Raw genomic sequence first — 19,034 nt, forward strand, 5'->3', positions numbered from 1 at the left:
AAATCAAAGACATGGATTGCGCGGTGGCGGCGCGCGACGGCACCACCCGCACCACGGCATCGGACATCATGGCTATGTCGGCTCCGAATGGAAGGACGTCGCCACCTTCTCCATCCTCGTCCTCGTCCTGATCTTCCGGCCCACCGGCCTGCTCGGCCGGCCCGAGATCGAGAAGGTGTAAGCGCCATGACCACCCCTTCCCACGCGCCGTCGCACCCCCATTACCACATCAACGGCAAGCGCCCCGGCGTCGACTGGGCCGCCACCATCAAGGACGCCGGCCTCGCCGCCTTCGTCGCCCTGCTGCTGACCGTGCCGCTGGTGGGATTGCGCACCGTCGACCGCCCCACCGGGCTTGGCATCGAGGCCCGGCCGGAGGAGGTGATCGCCTCGCTGGTCCTCGTCTTCCTCGGCCGGCTCGGGCTCGGGCTGATCCGCCAGGGCATGGCGCTGCCGGTGCTGATCCTGGCGCTGGCCTGCGCCGGCGTCGGGCTGGTGCTGCCGATGCCGACCCAGGTGCTGCGCCTGGTGCTGGTGCTGGGCGGCGGCGTCATCGCGCTGCGCGCCGCCATGACGGTCGCCACCGGCCGCTCCAAGCTCAGCCAGGCCGACCGCGACAAGCGCATGGACCGCTTCGCCGCCAAGGTCCAGCACGCCAGCCGCTACATCGGCCCGGTCGCCGTCGCCTTCGCCGCGGTGCTGCCGCTGACCCCGCTGGCCGACCGCATGATCCTCGACATCGGCATCCTGCTGCTGACCTACATCATGCTGGGCTGGGGCCTGAACATCGTCGTCGGGCTGGCCGGCCTGCTCGACCTCGGCTATGTCGCCTTCTATGCCGTCGGCGCCTACAGCTACGCGCTGCTCGCCCATTATTTCGGCCTCAGCTTCTGGGTGTGCCTGCCGCTGGCGGGCGTGCTGGCCGCCTGCTCGGGCGTGCTGCTCGGCTTCCCGGTGCTGCGGCTGCGCGGCGACTATTTCGCCATCGTGACGCTCGGCTTCGGCGAGATCATCCGCATCATCCTGGTGAACTGGTACCAGTTCACCGGCGGTCCCAACGGCATCTCCGGCATTCCGCGGCCGAGCTTCTTCGGCATCGCCGACTTCTCCCGCACGCCGGCCGAGGGCATGGCCGCCTTCCACGAGCTGTTCGGGCTGGAGTTCTCGCCGCTCCACCGCATCGTCTTCCTCTATTACCTCATCCTGGCGCTCGCCCTTGTGGTGAACCTGTTCACGCTGCGTGTCCGCAAGCTGCCGCTGGGCCGGGCGTGGGAGGCCCTGCGCGAGGACGACATCGCCTGTGCCTCGCTCGGCATCAACCGCACCAACATGAAGCTGGCGGCCTTCGCCATCGCGGCGATGTTCGGCGGCTTCGCCGGCTCCTTCTTCGCGACGCGCCAGGGCTTCATCAGCCCGGAGAGCTTCACCTTCATCGAGTCGGCGATCATCCTGGCCATCGTGGTGCTGGGCGGCATGGGCAGCCAGATCGGCGTGGTGGTCGCCACGCTGCTGGTGATCGGCCTGCCCGAGGCGTTCCGCGAGCTGGCCGACTACCGCATGCTGGCCTTCGGCGCCGGCATGGTGGTGATCATGCTGTGGCGTCCGCGCGGTCTGCTGGCCCACCGCGACCCGACCATCCTCCTGCATGGCGGCAAGAAGAAGCCGGTCCCGGCGGGAGCCGCCAAATGAGCGCCGCGACGATGAATACCGAAAAGCCGCTTCTGTCGGTCGAACACCTGACCATGCGCTTCGGCGGTCTGGTTGCGAACAACGACGTGTCGTTCGAGGCGCGGGCGGGCGAGATCACCGCGCTGATCGGCCCCAATGGTGCGGGCAAGACGACGCTGTTCAACTGCGTCACCGGCTTCTACACGCCGACGGTGGGGCGGCTGACGCTGCGCCATCCGCAGGGCAAGGAGTTCCTGCTGGAGCGGATGCCGGGCTACCGCATCGCCCAGCTGGCGGGGGTGGCGCGCACCTTCCAGAACATCCGGCTGTTCGGCGGCATGAGCGTGCTGGAGAACCTGATCGTCGCCCAGCACAACAAGCTGATGCGGGCGTCCGGCTTCGCCATCGCCGGCCTGTTGGGCCTGCCCGGCTTCCGCAAGGCCGAGCATGAGGCGGTGGAGCTGGCGAAATACTGGCTGGACCGGGTGCGGCTGACCGAGTTCGCCGACTGGGAAGCCGGCAATTTGCCCTATGGCGCCCAGCGCCGTCTGGAGATCGCACGCGCCATGTGCACCGAGCCGGTGCTGCTGTGCCTGGACGAGCCGGCGGCCGGTCTGAACCCGCGCGAGTCGGGGGAGCTGGCCGAGATCCTGACCTTCATCCGCGACGTCCAGACGCCGCAGGGCCACCGGACCGGCGTGTTGCTGATCGAGCATGACATGAGCGTGGTGATGCGCATTTCCGACCATGTGGTGGTGCTGGACTATGGCCGGAAGATTTCCGACGGCACGCCTGGGCATGTGAAGAACGACCCGGCGGTGATCCGCGCCTATCTGGGCGAGGACGAGGACGAAGCCCTGCCGCCGGAGGTCGCTGCCGATCTGAACCTCGCCCAGAAGGGAGCCTGAGCCATGTTGAAGGTATCGGGCGTCCACACCTTCTACGGCGCCATCGAGGCGCTGAAGGGCATCGACATCGAGATCGGCGCCGGCGAGATCGTCTCGCTGATCGGCGCCAACGGGGCGGGCAAGTCGACGCTGCTGATGACGATCTGCGGCAGCCCGCGGGCACGCCAGGGCCGGGTGTTCTTCGAGGGCGAGGACATCACCGACCTGCCGACGCACGAGATCGTGCGGCGCGGCATCGCGCAGTCTCCCGAGGGCCGGCGCATCTTCCCGCGCATGACGGTGCTGGAGAATCTGCAGATGGGGTCCATCGTCGCCCAGCCCGGCAGCTTCGACCGTGAGCTGGAGCGGGTGCTGACGCTGTTCCCGCGCCTGAAGGAGCGCATCAACCAGCGCGCCGGGACGATGTCGGGCGGCGAGCAGCAGATGCTGGCGATCGGGCGGGCCTTGATGAGCCAGCCGCGGCTGCTGCTGCTGGACGAGCCGTCGCTGGGTCTGGCGCCGCTGATCGTGAAGCAGATCTTCCAGGTGATCCAGGAGATCAACCGGGAACAGAAGATGACGGTGTTCATGGTGGAGCAGAACGCCTTCCATGCGCTGAAGCTGGCGCACCGGGCCTATGTGATGGTGACGGGGAAGATCACGATGACGGGGACGGGAGCGCAGCTGCTGGCCGACCCGGAGGTGCGGTCGGCGTACCTGGAAGGGGGACACTGAGATGGAAACGATCCTTGGCTCTTCGCTTCCGGTGTTCGTGTTCCTGACGGTCCTGGTGTTCGGCGGCTGCCGGGGTGTGAACCGGGCAGACGCTGGCGGAGGGATGGAAGCCCGTGGGGAAGCGTGCTGGCCTACTCGCTGCTGTGGGGGGGGGGCGACCGCTTCCTGGCCTGGGGCCCTGTTCGCCAAGCAGCTGCTGGCGCTGTGGGGGCTTCATCGTCCACACCCTGGTGATCCGGCTGATCACCCTCACCGCCCACCGGATCGCCATCGCAGGGCGCATGGTCAACCAGTATCCATGGCTCTATGAGCGCGCAGGACCCTTCGCCTGGCGCGAGCGGACCGGGACCGCCGACTAGATAATGCCGACTAGGCATAAGGAATTAGACCGTACGGCTGAATGGTGCCCGCGAAACTGTCGCACTGCGCGCCACTCGGGGTATGGTATTCTGAGACCCGCCGGAGGGGACCCGGCGGCAAGGCCCGAAAGGGCCGGGGGTATGTTGCAACAGGGACCACTCACAGAACAGGGAGCAAGCACACCCATGAAATTCAAGCTGTCCCTTCTCGCCGCGATCGCGGCGACCGCGCTCTCCGCCACGGCCGCCAAGGCCGACATCGCGGTGGCCACCGCCGGCCCGATCACCGGCCAATACGCCACCTTCGGCGAGCAGATGAAGAAGGGCATGGAGCAGGCCGTCGCGGACATCAATGCCGCCGGCGGTATCCTGGGCCAGAAGCTGAAGCTGGAAGTCGGCGACGACGCCTGCGATCCCAAGCAGGCCGTTGCCGTCGCCAACCAGCTGGCCAAGGCCGGTGTGAAGTTCGTGGCTGGTCATTTCTGCTCGGGCTCGTCGATCCCGGCCAGCCAGGTCTATGCCGAGGAAGGCATCCTGCAGATCTCCCCGGCTTCGACCAACCCGAAGCTGACCGAACAGGGCCTGAAGAACGTCTTCCGCGTCTGCGGTCGTGACGACCAGCAGGGCCTGATCGCCGGCAAGTATCTGCTGGACAAGTTCAAGGGCAAGAACGTCGCCATCCTGCACGACAAGTCGGCCTACGGTAAGGGGCTGGCCGACGAGACGCAGAAGGCGCTGAACGCCGGCGGCCAGAAGGAAACCATCTACGAAGCCTACACGGCCGGTGAGAAGGACTATTCCGCTCTGGTTTCCAAGCTGAAGCAGGCGAATGTCGATGCCGTCTACATCGGTGGCTACCACACCGAGGCCGGCCTGATCGCCCGCCAGATGAAGGACCAGGGCCTGAAGGCCACCATCGTGTCGGGTGACGCGCTGGTGACCAACGAGTACTGGGCCATCACCGGTGACGCCGGCGAGGACACCATGATGACCTTCGGTCCGGATCCGCGCGAGAAGCCGGATGCCAAGGCCGTCGTGGAGAAGTTCCGCAAGGCCGGCTACGAGCCGGAAGGCTACACCCTGTACACCTACGCGGCGCTGCAGATCTGGGCCAATGCGGTGACCGAGGCGAAGTCGACCGACGCTGCCAAGGTTGCTGAAGTCCTGCGCAAGGGCAGCTATGACACCGTCATCGGCAAGATCGGCTTCGACGCCAAGGGCGACGTCACCAGCCCGGCCTATGTCTGGTACAAGTGGCACGCCGGCCAGTATGCCGAAGTGAAGTAAGCGAAACGCACCCGCGTTCCGCGACAAGGGGTCGGCACGTCAGTGCCGGCCCTTTTTCTTTTTCATGAGGGTCGGGAGCAGACCTGGAGCCGGCACTCAGGGAATAGGTCGGGGAACATGGGCGACGCGGTGCTGGACCACGGCCGGCTGCGCCGCGGCTATGCTTGAGGAGGAGAGCCCGGACGCCCCACGCCTGCCTGACCGCTCGTTCAGCAGCCGTTCGGATGTCCGCATCACGTCCCGCCAGAAGGCGGCGGCGCGGGTGTGGTTGGCGGCCGTGAGTTCGACAAGACGAACGCGGCTCATGCGAATCGCGGTCTCGCCCAGTTCATCAACCAGGCGGGTTGCGAAGACAAGCACGTCGAGATCGGTGTTCATGACCGCTATGAACCCACAGCCGCGACATTTGTTCCACTCTGAAACCGCACTGCGGCAAAGGGTCATCGGGGGTGCCCCAGACGTGCTGCAACGCAACAACGCAAATGCGGCATCGGCAAAGGGTCACCGAACGGACACTCGCCACGGCAGGCGGATTTTGTGCTTCAATGGCGCCCTTCGCGGCGACCGTGACGGTTGCCGGTATGGGACGGGTTTTGGAGAACGAAAATGCGCAGGAAGCGCGAGGTGGTCGAGGGACAGATTTATCGGAAACTGTCCCCCAGCGGCGGCTATTGGGAGGTGATCGCCATCCGCAAGGACGGCATGGGCACCCAGCATGCCCAGATGAAACGCACCGACGACCCGAAGACGCTCAAGACGCTGTCGGTGGCGACCCTGCTGGACCCCCATGAGTTCGAGATCGTCACCGAGTGACCGCGGTCAGGTCGCGGTCATGGCGTTGGGTCGGCGATAGAGGTCGGCGGGCTGTTGCCCCGCCTGCCCGGCGATCCGCTCCAGCCGTCCTTTGCGGAGCAGATGGTTGAGGTGCGCCACCGCCTCGCCCACGGCGAAAAGCATCTGCTGCGGGTCGAGCGGGCGCGGGAACAACGCCCGCGTCACCGCGGCGGCGGTCTGGGGGGACGTGCACAGCGACTCGATCTCGGTCAACCGTTCGTCGTGGTGCCGGACAAGTTCTCCGGCCCGCCGGTGCAGCCCGTGGAAGGGACGCCCGTGCGAGGGCAGAACCAGCGTGTCGGCCGGCAGGACGCTCCACCCGTCCAAACTGGCCAGAAAATCCGCGAGCGGATCGGCGTCGGGCTCTGAGGGCCAGACGCTGATGTTCGGGCTGATCCGCGGCAGGATCTGGTCGCCGGAGATCAGCAGGTCCGGTCCGCTGCCGTCGGCCGGGCGATGGAGGCTGACCGGCTCCGCCGTGTGGCCGCTGCCGCCGATCACGACCCAGTGGCTGTCGCCCACCGGCAGCCGGTCGCCGGGCCGCAGCCGGCTGAGCGTCGTCTGCACCGTCGGCACGCCGCGGCTGTAGGCCCCTTTTCGCGCGAGCAGCGACGCCAGCGCCTCCTCTTCCAGCCCGCAGCGGCGGTAGAAGCGCTCGACCACCGCATCGGTGGCCGGGTCGGTGCCGGCCGACAGGGTGCGGGCGAACAGCCATTCGGTCAGCGAGGTCGCGAAATCGGCACCGGTCCGCTCCACCAGCCAGGCGGCGGCGCCGATATGGTCGGGATGAAAATGGGTGACCACCACCCGCTCCACCGGGCGCCCGCCCAGCGCGTCGCGCAGCAGGCCATCCCACACCGCAAGACTGCGCGCATCGCCCAGCCCGCAATCCACCAGCGTCCAGCCGGCCGCTCCGCCGTCCAGTGCCCAGACATTGATGTGGTCGAGCTGGAAGGGCAGGGACAGCCGGATCCACAGCACGCCGGGCGCCACCTCCTGCCAACCGCCGTTGGCCGGGGTGGTGCAGAGGGGGTAGGTGACCGAGCCGTCCGGGGTAGCGTGCATCGCAGTGTCTGTCCAAGCCATTGTTATCGTGCGGGAAAACGCCCGTAGAGCCGATGAGGCAAATCTGCAACAGGGAAAATGGGCGTGCGGCAGCAGGATTGGAAGCCGCAAGTCCGTATCCATTGTCGGGGCCGGAGCCCGTTCTGTCACGAATTTCGCCGCAGGCCGGGATGTCCCGATCCGCCAACGCCGTCAACGATGGGAACAAGAACATGACGATGCGTGGGATTTTGCTGGGCACGGCGCTGACCGTCGCCCTTCCTTCGCTGGCCGTCCCGACCGCCGCCCTTGCCGGCACGGAAGGCTTCTATGTCGGCGCGGGGGCCGGCGTGAACTGGACCGAGGATGCCGACCTCAGCAGCTATCCGGCGTCCGGACTGGGCTTGAAGGAGAAGTTCAAGATCGGCGGCATCGGCGACCTGTCGGTCGGTTATGCCTCCGCAATGGGCCTGCGTGCCGAGCTGGAGGCCGCCTGGCGGTGGCGCAACGGCGTCGACAGCACCAGCAGCGCCACCCCCGCCCTGAACAACCTGGGCGGCAGGACGAGCTCGGTCGCCTTCATGGGCAACCTGCTGTACGACATCAACATCGGCCTGCCGGTCACACCCTATATCGGTGCCGGTGCCGGTGTTGCCGGCGTCAAGCAGTCGCTGAACGGCGCCAGCGACCGTGACTGGGTCTTCGCCTATCAGGGCATCGTCGGCGCATCCTATGCGATCAACGACACTGTCGCGCTGACGCTGGACTATCGCTATTTCGCCACTGTCGACCCGGAATTCGAGCTGGGGCCGGTGACCTCGAAGGGCGAGTACCGCAACCATACCATCCTGGCCGGCCTGCGCTACACCTTCGGCGGGCCGGAGCGGGCGACGCCGATCGCCGCCCCAGCCCCGGCCGCGCCGCCAATGGCCGCCCAGCCGCAGAGCGAATACCAGGTGTTCTTCGATTGGGACAAGGCGGTCATCACACCGAATTCCGACAAGATCATCGGCGATGCCGCCGACGGCGCCAGCCGGGCCAGGGCTGTCCGCATCCAGGTGATCGGTCACACCGACACTTCCGGCGCACCGTCCTACAACCAGAAGCTCTCGCTCCGCCGTGCCGAGGCGGTGCGTCAGGCGCTGGTCCGGCATGGCACGCCGGCCAACATCATCACCATCGAAGGCGTGGGCGAGAACCAGCTGATGGTTCCGACCGGCCCGAACGTGCGTGAACCGTCGAACCGCCGTGCACAGATCATGATCAAGATCTCCTGATCGCCTTCTTCCGAATGATGGAAGGGGAGGGGTGGCGCCTCTCCCCCCGCGGACGCCTGCAGGCAGTTCCGTCGTTCCGATGGCGGGACCGGGAAGCCGGACGTGCGAAGGAGGTAGCGCGGACCGTTGCGTCAGCGTATGACGGTGCGGTACCCCAGGCATTTTCTGTCCGAGACGTTACATGCAGGTTCTGATCGCCGACGATCATTCCATCGTCCGCAGCGGCTTGACCCATCTGGTGGGTGAACTGGACGACCAAGCCACCGTGGTGGCCGCCACCAGCTTCAGCCAATTGAACGCCATCCTCGATACCGCGATGCAAGGTGGAGGAGCCGCGTTCGACCTGATCGTGATGGATTTGCGCATGCCCGGCCTGGGCGGGCTCGACGATGTCGAGACGCTGGTCAAGCGCGTGGCGCCCGTCCCGGTCGCCATCTTCTCGATGATCGAATCGCCGGACGAAATGCGGGCGGTGCTGTCGCGCGGTGTCCGTGCCTTCATTCCGAAATCGACCGACGATGTCCTGGTGGTGAACATCCTGCGGCTGGTGATGGCCGGCGGGTCTTACGTGCCGCCGGTGCTGGGCATGCCAGGGGCGCCGGCGGCGGTTGCGACCGCCCGCAGCGCGGCGCCGGGCATCTTCGACGGGCTGACCCGGCGGCAGCTGGAGGTTCTGGACCTGCTGGCCCAGGGCCTGTCCAACCAGGAGATCGGCGAGCGGTTGGGGCTGAACCTGTCCACCGTGAAGACCCACGTCACTGGCGTCCTGAAGGCGCTGGGCGTCGGCAGCCGCACCCAGGCTGTCCTGCTGGTGAAGGAATCAGGGCGCGATCGGCTGGTCTGACGGGGTGACGGTGGGACGACGCGCCATTACAGCAGGGCGTTCACCAGCGACCCGCGCCCGCCATAGCTGCCGGACCCACCCAGCATGATCGAGGCGGGATTGGATGAGCCGTTGCCGGCCCCCAGGATCGAGGCCAGACCCTGCAGCTTGGTGTTGCCGCCGAAGGGGTTGTCGCCCTTGGCCGGCTGCTTGGCGATGGTGTCGTAGTCCTTGCTGTAGTTGCCCATGCGCAGCTGGACGCCATAACTCTTGGCATCCTTGACCGGCACGTCCTTGTCGCGGGCGACACGCAGGGTGTAGTCGCCCTTGTCCAGGGTCAGCTGGCCCGACTTCAGCTTCTGGAAGGCGTCGTAGGTGGCGCCGGCATCCTTGTTGCTGTCGGCGATGATCTTGCCGCCGCGGTCCATCAGCTGCAGCCGGACGCCGGCATCGCCGACCGTGCCCAGCGTCGCCGGGCCGGAGGTGGTGACGTTGAACTTGTAGAAATCGGCGGGATCGTTGGAAGCCAGCGAACTGAAGACGTTCAGCCGGCTGGTGTCCTTCACCAGAGTACCGATGTTCGTCGCGAAGGGGGCGGTGTTCATCGCCGATTTGGCGACGTTCTGCTCATACTCCTGCACCTTGCCGGTCGCGCCGCCAGTGCCCGCCGCCTGCTGCTGCACGCGCTTGACCGCGGCGTCGATCGACTGCTGCAGGCTCTGGGCCATGCTGCCGACATCGGCGTAACTGGACAGGCTGACCATGGTGTGCGCTCCCCTCGTTGCGCATTCCCGTTACGGAATGACGATCGAGGGATTTGCAGAATGCGGGCCAGAGCCAATCCATTGATTGGCAAGGGTTTACAGCGGGACCCTTGCTGCCGGGCGGCAGGTTTGGACCGGTCGGGCGGCAGGATTTGCCCAGACGGGTCCGTCCGGTCCGGCGTTCAATGCCCGTCCTTGGACAAGCCCAGCTGTTCCGGCGACAGCTGTCCGCAGGCGGCCAGCAGCTGGAAGGCCGCGACGGTTTCGTCGTGCTGGGCCGTCACCAGATTGACCCGGCTGTTCAGCAGCTCCTGTTCCTGGTCCAGCACGTCCAGCAGGGTCCGGCTTCCCACCTTCGCCTCCTCCCGCAGACCCTCCAGCGCGGTCTGGGCCGCCTTGATCTGGTCACGGTAGGATTGGATGTTCGCTTTCGCCGTTTCCAGCGCGGTCCAGGCGGTGACGGCGCTCTCCACGCTCTGGTCGCCCAGGTCGTGGGCCTGCAGCCGGTATTGTTGCGCGGTCTGCTTGGCCTCGCGCACCTGGGAGTCCGGAAGGCCGGCCTGATACAACGGGGCGGTCACCTGCACCCGGGCGGTCAGGCTGTCGGTCCGGGTGTAGTCGACGCCGCTGTCGACCCCCGGATCCCAGGTCCGCGACCCGCTGGCCGACAGGCTGGCCGTCGGCAGCATCTGGCCGAACTGCTGGTCGATGCGGTGGCGTTGGGCGTCTTCGCCATAGGCGGCACTGAGAACCGACGGGTTGTTGGCCCGGGCGAGCGCCGTCGCCTCCTCGATCGACCGGGGCAGATGGAAGGACGGCTTGGGCGCGGCCAGTGTGCCCGGCGCCGTGCCGACCAGCCGTTCAAAGGTGGCGCGGGCGTTTTCCAGCGTGCCTTCGGCGGCAAGCCGCGAGGCGACGGCCTGGGCGAGGCGGGAATCGGCCTGGGCAACGTCGGTGCGCGTGTATTCGCCGGCGCGCGCGCGATCCTGAGCCGCCTTGAGCTGCCGTTGAAGGAGTTTCTCGTTGGCAGCGTTCAGCGCCACCAGCTCCTGGTCCTTGACCACGTCCAGATAGGCCGTGGCGGCGTTGAGCAGCACGGTCTGCCCGGTCGCCAGCAGGGTGGCGCGCTCCGCCTCCACCAGCCGCTCGGCCCGGCGCACGGCGGGGGCGACGGTGGCATCGTACAGGGGTTGGCTGGCGGAGACCGACGCGCTCTTCGCGTTGGTCTCCGTCCGTTCACCGCCGCCGCCCTGATAGCGCGTGTTGGCCATGTCGCGGCTGATGCCCAGGGTCGCGGTCACCGTCGGCTTGTAGCCCGACATCGCCTGTGGAATCTGCTCGTCGATCGCGCGCAGATGGGCCTGCTCGGCGGCGAGGGTCGGGTTGGTCGCCTGGGCATGCGCAAGCGCCTCCTGCAGGGTCATCGCTCCGGCCGGCGCCGTTCCCAGAACGATGCCCGCCGCCAGCACGATGCCGCCGACCCGCCAAGTCTCTGCCCTCATGATCCTGCATCCTCCCGCAACGGCGTTCCGTGACGCCTGTTACGGCGTTTCGGGTGGAACCCCTGCGGCGGGGCTGCCATGCGGGAGGGATGGCTTGTGGTGGAGGAAGAGAAACCGGCGGCGGGGGATCTCCCCCCGTCCTATATGATGGAGAGCATGGCCGCCGCCGGCGCGTCGAGCGCATCGGCAAGGGCGCGCAGGCCGCGGGCGGCATCGTCGCGGCTGCGGGGCATGCACAGCCCCACGCGCACCGCGTGGGGGGCACTGGCGCGGCCCACCGCGAAGGCGTCAGCGCCGGTGACGATCACCCCGCGGCGGCGGGCCTCGCCGACGAAATCCTCCCGCCGCCAGGGTTCTGGCAGCACCAGCCAAAGATGCTGGGCTGCCGGATGGCCGCAGACCGTCTCGGTGGGCAGGATCGAGCGCGCGAGCTTCTGGCGGGCGAGATCCTCCTCCCGCTGGGTGGCGACGATGCGGTCGGCGGTTCCGTCCTGAATCCAGCGGGCGACAACCTCCGCCGGCAGGGCGGGAGCGGAGTATTGCAGGGCACGGATGGACGTTTCGACGCGCGACCGCAGCTCGGGCGGGGCGACGACGAAGCCCAGCCGCAGCCCGGCGGCGAGACTTTTCGACACGCTGGACACGTACAGGGTGATGTCGGGCGCCATGGTCTGTATCGGGATGGCATCCGGCACCATGAAGCCGAACACGTCGTCCTCGATCAGGATGACGCCATAGCGCCGGGCGATCTCCACAATCTCGCGGCGGCGGGCGGCGGGCATGACGACCGCCGTCGGGTTCTGCAGGGTCGGCACCAGATAGGCCGCCTTCGGCCCCAGCCGGCGGCAGGCGCTGTCGAAGGCGTCGGGCACAAGCCCATGTTCGTCGATGGCGACGCCTTCCAGATGATATCCCTGGGTGGCCGCCAGCGCCTTGGTGCCGATGTTGGTCATCCGTTCGGCCAGGATGACGTCGCCGGGACGGGCGACGGCCGCCATCGCCACCGCCAGCGCATTCTGCGCCCCGGTGGTCAGCAGCACCGAATCGGCCGTCGTTTCCACCCGGTGCTGGCGCTCCAGCCAGGCGGCGGCGGCGCTGCGATGCGCGGGCAGCCCGGCATGCGGGCCATAGCCGATCAGTGTCGCTGCATGTCCCGATGCCGCGATGGCGGTCAGCGTCTGGCCGAAGCTCTGCACCGCCACCGCGTGTTCGGGGTGGATGGTGGTCATGTTGACGATGGCAGGACCCGCCGGGTTCTCTCCGGATGGAGGCCAGTTGAGCGGCAGGGGGGGGGCCGGCGGGCGCTGTCCCTGGACGAAGGTGCCGCGTCCGACCTCGCCGCCGATCAGTCCGCGCTTTTCCGCTTCGGTATAGGCGCGCGTCACCGTTCCCACCGTCACGCCCAGGCGGAAGGCGAGGTCGCGGTGCGTCGGCAGCCGGGTGCCGGTCGGCAGCACACCGCCGGCGATGTCGTCGGCCAGCGCATCGGCGATGACGCGGTAAAGCGGGCCGGGGCGGCCCTCCAGGTTCGGGGTCCAATTTGTCATGGGGACAAATGTGGCATTGTCCCGAACCTCTGGCAAGGTCCGGCCGATTGTCCCGGTCGATGGCGGCGGCCAACTGGAACAATCCGCAAATGGCGGTGGCAGGTCCGTAACGCCCGTCCTTGTGTCCGGTTGCCGGAACCGATAGCTTCGGTGTGGGGCGTGGCAGACAATCGGCCACCCGTGTCAGTCCGGTGCGGAGGACAATGCACACCATCGCGGTGGTCGACGACGATCCCATCACCCGCGAGACCCTGAAGGCCTACCTGGAAGGGGAAGGCTACCGGGTGATGCTGGCGCGGGACGGCGACCAGCTTTCGGCATTGCTGGCGCGCGGACGGATCGACCTGCTGCTGCTGGACATCCGGCTGCCGGGCAAGGACGGTCTGGCGGTGACGCGCGAATTGCGGGCAATCTCCAACATCGGCATCATCCTGATCACCGGACGGTCCGACCGGATGGACCGGCTCATCGGGCTGGAGCTCGGGGCCGACGACTACATCACCAAGCCGTTCGAGCCGCGAGAGATTCTGGCCCGCACCCGCAGCCTGCTGCGCCGAATCGCGAAGCCTACCCGGCCGGCAGGCGGGCGGGTGAAGCGCTTTGACGGGTGGGAGCTGCATTTGGACAAGCGGCGGCTGCGCGCCCCCGGCGGGGAGGATGCGCGCCTGACCTCCGCCGAATTCGAACTGCTTGCCGCCTTCGTCGAGAATCCGGGGCGGGTGCTCAGCCGGGACGATCTGCTCGACCTGACGTTGCGTGGCGATTCGGTGCCCTACGACCGCTCCATCGACCGGCTGGTGCGCCGCCTGCGCCGGGTGGTGGAACCCGACCCGGCCGACCCGACCCGGATCGTCACCGTGCACGGCATGGGATACATGTTCCAGGCGGCGGTGGATTAGATCGGACCGCATGGGTTTTATAGGGGGCGCCTGGACCGACAGACCGGCCTTCAGGACTCCGGCGGCGGGGCACGGCGTTGCGGGCGGGCGGCGGCGGCCGCTTCCTCCTCCGGCTTGGCCGGCTTGCGGAAGGTGCTGAGTTCCGAAATGCGGTTGACGGTCAGACCGTTCAGCCGGCAGCCGGCAACCTCGATGATCTCGAAACCGGCTTTGCGGGGGTAGCGGGCGGCGACCCGGTCGCGCGCCTCGCGGTCGCCGTCCGCCACCAGCAGGAAGCGGCGGACCCCCGTCCAGCCGCGAAATCCGAACTGCTCGGCCAAGCTGATGCCGATGGGCTGGCAGCGGACCGCAACCTCCCAGAAGCGACCGGGACGGGGCTCGTTCCGATCGAAGACGAAATAGCGCTCCAGGGCGGCCGATTTCTTCTGATCCAATTCCAGAATGGCGGCCTGCATGTCGATCTCCGCCTTCTGGACGCGTTTTTCCATGTCCGCAAAGTGCTGGGACAGCTGGCCATATTCGGACGCGACGTCGGTCACCTCCCTGGTCACGTCCTCCACCTTCTCCTTCAGCTTGGACATGGCGATCCGAGTCACCACCAACTGGCGGCGCCAATAGCGGTTGGACAGAACGGTCAACACCATCAGGCCCAGCGCAAAATACAACATCATGCCGGTCATGGTGCCGTCCCCATCATCCTGCTTGTCATCGCGCCGCCGGCCATCGCACCACGCCCGGTCATGCCGCCGTAGCCTCGGCCTCGGGATCGGGGGCAAGCGCCAGCGGAACCACCGGCGAGCAGATCAGGCCGTTGCGCTGGGAAAAGCTGGCCCGCACCGTCGCGTGGGCCTGTTCGGCGGACGGGGCGGTGATGTGGGCGACGTTGCGGTACTCCCAGATCTGGCGGGAGAAGACGATGTCCTTGCGGTCCAGTTCGTTGAAATTCGGCCCGACAGCTAACTGGGCCCAAAAGACGTCGCTGTCGCCATCCTGGTCGCCCAACTCGTGGATCAGCTCGATCTTGGAGAATTCCAGCGCCCTGAGTTCGGTCAGCGCCTTGTGACGCCGCCCGTTGAACTCGGTCATGCGGGCCTGCAGGGTGGTCAGGTCGACGCGCTTTCGCTCGGTCTTCTGCCGCCATTCGGCGAGCGCGGCCCGCTTTTTGTCGTACAGGCGCAGGTTCATCGCTTCGCGGGTCTTTTCCGCGCTGACACGGCCGACATCGACGACGATGGACAATCCGAGCGCGGCGGCGCTGGCGATCAGAAGCAGCATCCCCAGGAATTCGGCCGAAATGACCATTCACCCTCCGCCAGCCGCGCCGAATGGCTGCCCCTGTTCAACGACGCATGGTGCCATGGTCGGCGGAGGGCGGCGATGCCCTCGCGACGACCCGTCACACGACGCGGATCATACCATTGCGCTCCGTGCCGGGGGTGTCATTTTTAGCTCGATTAGGGGTAAACCCGCCTTTTTGAGGAGGGTTTATGACCGGACGCCGACTGCGCAAAGGAAAGCCGGCGACCAGTCATAGTTTTGCTGGTCAGTCGGACTTTCCGCCTGGCTCAAAGCTCATGGCGATGCCGTTCATGCAATAGCGTTTGCCTGTCGGCTGCGGCCCATCGTCGAAGACATGGCCGAGATGCCCTTTGCAGGAGGCACAGTGAACCTCCGTGCGCGGATAGGCCAGCTTGTGGTCGGTGGAAGTCTCGACCGCACCCGGCAGCGCTTCCCAGAAGCTGGGCCAGCCCGACCCGCTCTCGTATTTCGTGCCGCTGGCATAGAGCGGCTGGCCGCAGCCGGCACACCGGTAGACGCCCTGCCGCTTCTCGTCGTTCAGCGGGCTGGTTCCGGGATATTCGGTGGCGTGCTCGCGCAGCACCTTGAACTGGTTGGGCGACAGGTCCCGCTTCCAGTCCTGTTCACTCTTGTCCGATTCGGGCATGCCGTCGGTCTCCCATGCTGATGGTCGGTGTCCTGAGCCTCCTATATTGGTGCGCCATTCTTCCCACCCAAGCCGGGCGGCGCAGCGATCACGCGGTCGTGACCGGCGGGCCGGCCCATATCGGAGCGGAAGCGCCACCGCCACAAAAGAATCTTGCGGATCCGGCGAAGGTTCGAAGGCTGATACCTTCCGGAATTGCACCGGTTTCGCTAACATTCCCGAGGCCAACAGTCCCGGGCAGCGTGTCCGGGACGGCAATGCCGGGGCGAGACGCGCCGCATGATGGATGAACGCTACCTTCGGGCGGTCCGCGATGCGCTGGTGCGGCACCAGCAATGGCTGCTGCGCGACCCGGCGGGGCAGGGGCGGCGTGCCAATCTCAGCTTCTACGATCTGACCGGGCTCGGTCTCAACCGCGTGAACCTGTCGGGCGCCAAGCTGACCGGGGCCAGCCTGACCCGGGCGCGCCTGGCCGGCACGCTGCTGTCCAAGGCGGACCTCTATGGTGCCGACCTGTCGAAGGCCGACCTGACCGGGGCGCAGTTGCAGGGCGCCGACCTGCGCGGCGCCAGGGTGGATGGTGCCAGGCTGCAGAACGCCAACCTCCAGGGCGCCGACCTTCGCCGCGGCATGGTGCTGGACAGTGGCGAGTTCCGGGCTGCCGGCAACACGGACGGCACCACCACCTTCGTCGGCTGCAGCCTGTCCCAGGCGGTGCTGACGGATTGCCGGATGGCGCAGTGCGATTTCAGCGGCAGCGACCTGTCCGGCGCCGACCTCAGCGGCAGCGACCTCAGCGGCGCCATCCTGATCGGGGCGGACCTGACCGGGGCGATGATGCGCAAGACCACGCTGGACGGTGTGCTGATGTGCGGCGCCCGGCTGAACGAGGAACTGCGCACCGCGCTGGAGCGGCATGGCGTCGACGTCGACGGCACCGGCCTGACCACGACCGCCGCCCGGATGAGCGAGCTGATCGCCGAACACCAGATCTGGGTCGACAAGCTGGGCAAGGGCGGCGAGCGCATCCAACTGCAACGGATCGACCTGCGCGGCTACAATTTCGCCAACCAATTGCTGTGCGGGGCGGTCATGCGGTTCTGCGGGCTGCGCGGGGCGGATTTCTCCGGCGCCAAGCTGATGATGGCCGATCTGTCCTACAGCGACCTGCGCGATGCCGACTTCACCAGTGCCGACCTGTCCGGCTGCAATCTCGAAGGCGCCAATCTGGCCGGCGCCAAGCTGTGGAGGGCCAAATTCCGCAAGGTCGACCTCAGCGGCGACGGCAGCCGGCTGTGGCCGACCAGTTTCGCCAAGGCGCGGTTGAACGGTGCCGACCTGCGCGACGCCAGCCTTGCCGGTGTGGTTCTGCGCGGCACCGACCTGACAGCGATCAAGACCAGCTTCGCCACGCTGAAGGGCGCCGACCTCTCCGCCGCCCGCGGCTGGCAACCGGTCGAGGCGCCGGCTTGAAAAAGGATCAGCTTCAGCTTCCGTCCGTCACCGGGATGCGGCCGGCAACGATGTCCCGGCGGGCGGTCTCCACCGCCTGAAGCATCGCGGCCGTCACGAGATCCCGGTTGTTTTCGTCCAGCGCGTAATCGACCGCACCCTCGGCAAGCCCGAGAGCCACCGTGCCGGCGGTCCATTTGCCCTGGCGCGCCGCCTCCAAACTGGATTCCACCGCCAGATCGACCCGCTTCAGCATCGAAGTGAGGATCGAGCCGGGATAGAGATAGTTCTGGTTGCTGTCGACACCGATGGCCAGCCGCCGCGCCTCGCTCGCCGCGGCGAAGATGCCGAAATTCGAAACGCCCGCTCCGGCGAACACCACGTCGGCACCGCGCTGGAACTGGCTGCGCGCCACCTCCGCGCCGGTGGCGGGATCGTTGAAGGCGGCGGGCGTGGTGCCGACGAAATTCACCAGCACCTTGATGTCGCCACGGGCATGACGGGCGCCCTGCTCGAAGCCGGCGATGAATTTGCGGATCAAGGGGATGTCCAGCGCGCCGATGAAGGCGACGGTCCCGCTTTTCGATGCCAGCGCCGCCAGAACGCCGACCAGGAAGGAACCCTCCTGCTCCTTGAAGGTGACGCAACGGATGTTCGGCCCTTCGGCCACCGCATCGATCAGGGTGAAGCGCACCGCCGGATGCGCCGGGGCCAACCGGGCGATCGGCGTCGCATAGTAAAAGCCGATGGCGACCAGATCGGTCACCCCGCGTCGCAGCAGTGCCGCGGCTCCCTGGTCGAACTGCGCCGGGGTGGCGGGCAGATACTCGCTGACCGCAATGCCGGTGGCCGTCCTGAACCGCTCCGCTCCGGTGAAGGCGCCCTCGTTGAAGCTCTTGTCGAATTTCTGCCCGGCGGCATAGACCAGGCCGGGGACCAGGCCGGGCCGGGTGGTTGCCGCCTGCGGCTGTTGCGGCAGCAGCGCCAGCGGCAGAACCAGCGCTGTTCCGGCGGCGGCGAAGGACAGGACCGACCGGCGGGTGGGGTGGGGCATTGGCGCTGCCTCTGACTGGGGGAAAGCCTGAGTTCCTCTTCGAATTTAGCCACGGACCGGCGGTCCCAACCAGAATTTTGTCATGTCCGGGCTGCGGAGAATCGATCGAAGCGCGGATTGTCGCGGCGTCATTCCGTCGCGGTTCTCTCAAGGCTGCCATGCCGAGACAGGACTTTGCGTCAGCCCGATGACGGATCAGCTTAAAAGCTGCGGACTCCGTCCGGCCGACTCCCCAATCCTTCATACCCGGATCTCCTGATGCTCGCGCGTCTTGCCGCCGTCCGTTCCCGTTCGCCCGCCGAAAGTCCCTTCTTCATCGCAGCGCTGGGTGTGCTGATGTCGTTCGGGCCGATGGGCACCGACATGTATCTGCCCGGCATGCCGGCGATCGGCCGGGACCTGCATGCGGCGCAGGATCAGGTGCAATGGACCTTGTCGGCCTTTTTCCTGGGCTTCGGCGTCGGGCAGCTGCTGTGGGGCGCGTTGAGCGACCGGTTCGGGCGGCGGATCCCGGTGGCGACCGGCATCCTGCTCTATGCGGTCGGTTGCGTCGGATGTTCGCTGACCGTCGATGTCGGCCATCTGGCGGCCTGGCGCTTCGTGCAGGCGGTGGGCGCCTGTGCCGGTCCGGTGCTGGTCCGCGCCATGATCCGCGACGTGTTCCAGCGTGACCGCGCGGCGAGCGTCCTGTCGATGATGATGCTGGTGATGGGCGCCGCCCCGATCATCGCGCCGCTGATCGGCGGCCAGATCCTGGTGTGGGCGAACTGGCGCTGGATCTTCGGGGCACAGGCGGCCTTCGGCGTGGTGGCGATGCTGGCGCTCGCCAGCCTGCCGGAAACCCATCCCGAGACGCGGCGCACCAGCCTGCGCCCGGGGGTCCTGGCGGAGTCCTATCGCACGCTGCGGACCAACCGCCGCTATCTGGCTATGCGGTGGGATCCTCCTCATCATGCC

General features: G+C 67.3%; 20 protein-coding genes and 1 pseudogene. 12 read left to right on the top strand and 9 right to left on the bottom strand.

Features of this window, described 5'->3' with window-relative positions; all coding sequences use genetic code 11:
* From I71_RS39880 to I71_RS18765, 6 genes and pseudogenes are all read left to right on the top strand, one after another.
* Nucleotides 1–181: pseudogene (locus I71_RS39880) on the top strand (hypothetical protein); the annotation flags it as partial.
* Between the two features lie 5 nt (nt 182–186).
* Nucleotides 187–1,689, top strand: a complete 1,503-nt coding sequence (livM, locus tag I71_RS18745) for a high-affinity branched-chain amino acid ABC transporter permease LivM (RefSeq protein ID WP_042696418.1) — start codon at nt 187–189, stop codon at nt 1,687–1,689.
* An 11-nt stretch (nt 1,690–1,700) separates the two neighbouring features.
* Nucleotides 1,701–2,576, top strand: coding sequence for an ABC transporter ATP-binding protein (locus I71_RS18750; protein WP_085940752.1), 876 nt, complete (start codon nt 1,701–1,703; stop codon nt 2,574–2,576).
* 3 nt (nt 2,577–2,579) lie between these two features.
* Nucleotides 2,580–3,290, top strand: coding sequence for an ABC transporter ATP-binding protein (locus tag I71_RS18755; RefSeq protein ID WP_042696422.1), 711 nt, complete (start codon nt 2,580–2,582; stop codon nt 3,288–3,290).
* Nucleotides 3,291–3,520: 230 nt separating this feature from the next.
* On the top strand, nt 3,521–3,649 hold the full coding sequence (locus tag I71_RS40620) for a DUF6867 family protein (RefSeq protein WP_280109896.1): 129 nt from the start codon (nt 3,521–3,523) through the stop codon (nt 3,647–3,649).
* 186 nt (nt 3,650–3,835) lie between these two features.
* Complete coding sequence (locus tag I71_RS18765) at nt 3,836–4,936, top strand: branched-chain amino acid ABC transporter substrate-binding protein (RefSeq protein ID WP_042696424.1); 1,101 nt, start codon at nt 3,836–3,838, stop codon at nt 4,934–4,936.
* 96 nt (nt 4,937–5,032) lie between these two features.
* Here the strand turns inward: I71_RS18765 and I71_RS18770 are convergent, their stop codons facing one another.
* On the bottom strand, nt 5,033–5,314 hold the full coding sequence (locus I71_RS18770; RefSeq protein ID WP_042696425.1) for a hypothetical protein: 282 nt from the start codon (nt 5,312–5,314) through the stop codon (nt 5,033–5,035).
* Between the two features lie 228 nt (nt 5,315–5,542).
* Here I71_RS18770 and I71_RS18775 point away from each other — a divergent pair, with 228 nt between their 5' ends.
* The gene (locus I71_RS18775) at nt 5,543–5,749 is read left to right on the top strand and encodes a hypothetical protein (RefSeq protein WP_042696427.1); all 207 of its coding nucleotides are present in this window, start codon (nt 5,543–5,545) and stop codon (nt 5,747–5,749) included.
* A 6-nt stretch (nt 5,750–5,755) separates the two neighbouring features.
* On the opposite strand, the gene I71_RS18780 is transcribed toward I71_RS18775, so the two are convergent.
* Nucleotides 5,756–6,835 carry an MBL fold metallo-hydrolase gene (locus tag I71_RS18780; protein ID WP_042696429.1) on the bottom strand — a complete coding sequence of 360 codons (1,080 nt, stop codon included), beginning with the start codon at nt 6,833–6,835 and terminating at the stop codon, nt 5,756–5,758.
* A 218-nt stretch (nt 6,836–7,053) separates the two neighbouring features.
* Here I71_RS18780 and I71_RS18785 point away from each other — a divergent pair, with 218 nt between their 5' ends.
* Together I71_RS18785 and I71_RS18790 are read left to right on the top strand one after the other, a co-directional pair.
* Complete coding sequence (locus I71_RS18785; protein WP_244433912.1) at nt 7,054–8,091, top strand: OmpA family protein; 1,038 nt, start codon at nt 7,054–7,056, stop codon at nt 8,089–8,091.
* Nucleotides 8,092–8,272: 181 nt separating this feature from the next.
* Nucleotides 8,273–8,935 carry a response regulator transcription factor gene (locus I71_RS18790; RefSeq protein ID WP_042696430.1) on the top strand — a complete coding sequence of 221 codons (663 nt, stop codon included), beginning with the start codon at nt 8,273–8,275 and terminating at the stop codon, nt 8,933–8,935.
* 26 nt (nt 8,936–8,961) lie between these two features.
* Here I71_RS18790 and I71_RS18795 read toward each other — a convergent pair whose 3' ends face one another.
* The 3 genes from I71_RS18795 to I71_RS18805 all read right to left on the bottom strand — a co-directional run bounded on the left by I71_RS18795 (nt 8,962) and on the right by I71_RS18805 (nt 12,727).
* Nucleotides 8,962–9,678 carry a hypothetical protein gene (locus I71_RS18795; RefSeq protein ID WP_042696432.1) on the bottom strand — a complete coding sequence of 239 codons (717 nt, stop codon included), beginning with the start codon at nt 9,676–9,678 and terminating at the stop codon, nt 8,962–8,964.
* A gap of 182 nt (nt 9,679–9,860) precedes the next feature.
* Nucleotides 9,861–11,180: a TolC family outer membrane protein gene (locus tag I71_RS18800; protein WP_042696434.1), complete on the bottom strand. Its 1,320-nt coding sequence runs from the start codon at nt 11,178–11,180 to the stop codon at nt 9,861–9,863.
* 140 nt (nt 11,181–11,320) lie between these two features.
* Complete coding sequence (locus I71_RS18805; protein ID WP_042696436.1) at nt 11,321–12,727, bottom strand: PLP-dependent aminotransferase family protein; 1,407 nt, start codon at nt 12,725–12,727, stop codon at nt 11,321–11,323.
* 203 nt (nt 12,728–12,930) lie between these two features.
* Between I71_RS18805 and I71_RS18810 the strand changes: the two genes are divergently transcribed.
* Entirely contained in the window at nt 12,931–13,626 is a 696-nt protein-coding gene (locus I71_RS18810) for a response regulator (RefSeq protein ID WP_042696438.1), read from the top strand.
* 50 nt (nt 13,627–13,676) lie between these two features.
* Here the strand turns inward: I71_RS18810 and I71_RS18815 are convergent, their stop codons facing one another.
* The 3 genes from I71_RS18815 to msrB form a co-directional block, all read right to left on the bottom strand.
* On the bottom strand, nt 13,677–14,306 hold the full coding sequence (locus I71_RS18815; RefSeq protein WP_042696440.1) for a hypothetical protein: 630 nt from the start codon (nt 14,304–14,306) through the stop codon (nt 13,677–13,679).
* 58 nt (nt 14,307–14,364) lie between these two features.
* A complete protein-coding gene (locus tag I71_RS18820; protein WP_042696442.1) occupies nt 14,365–14,928 on the bottom strand; it encodes a hypothetical protein in 564 nt (187 codons plus the stop codon).
* Nucleotides 14,929–15,169: 241 nt separating this feature from the next.
* Nucleotides 15,170–15,571 (bottom strand): peptide-methionine (R)-S-oxide reductase MsrB, encoded by a 402-nt coding sequence (msrB, locus tag I71_RS18825; protein WP_042696443.1) that lies wholly within the window; start codon nt 15,569–15,571, stop codon nt 15,170–15,172.
* Nucleotides 15,572–15,850: 279 nt separating this feature from the next.
* Here msrB and I71_RS18830 point away from each other — a divergent pair, with 279 nt between their 5' ends.
* On the top strand, nt 15,851–17,044 hold the full coding sequence (locus tag I71_RS18830) for a pentapeptide repeat-containing protein (RefSeq protein WP_042696445.1): 1,194 nt from the start codon (nt 15,851–15,853) through the stop codon (nt 17,042–17,044).
* 13 nt (nt 17,045–17,057) lie between these two features.
* Here I71_RS18830 and I71_RS18835 read toward each other — a convergent pair whose 3' ends face one another.
* Nucleotides 17,058–18,077, bottom strand: coding sequence for a BMP family protein (locus I71_RS18835; protein ID WP_049976190.1), 1,020 nt, complete (start codon nt 18,075–18,077; stop codon nt 17,058–17,060).
* A gap of 258 nt (nt 18,078–18,335) precedes the next feature.
* Between I71_RS18835 and I71_RS18840 the strand changes: the two genes are divergently transcribed.
* The coding region (locus tag I71_RS18840) for a Bcr/CflA family efflux MFS transporter (protein WP_244433913.1) at nt 18,336–19,034 on the top strand (699 nt) is incomplete at its 3' end.

It is taken from the genome of Azospirillum sp. B506 (assembly GCF_000333595.1).
Taxonomy (GTDB): Bacteria; Pseudomonadota; Alphaproteobacteria; order Azospirillales; family Azospirillaceae; genus Azospirillum.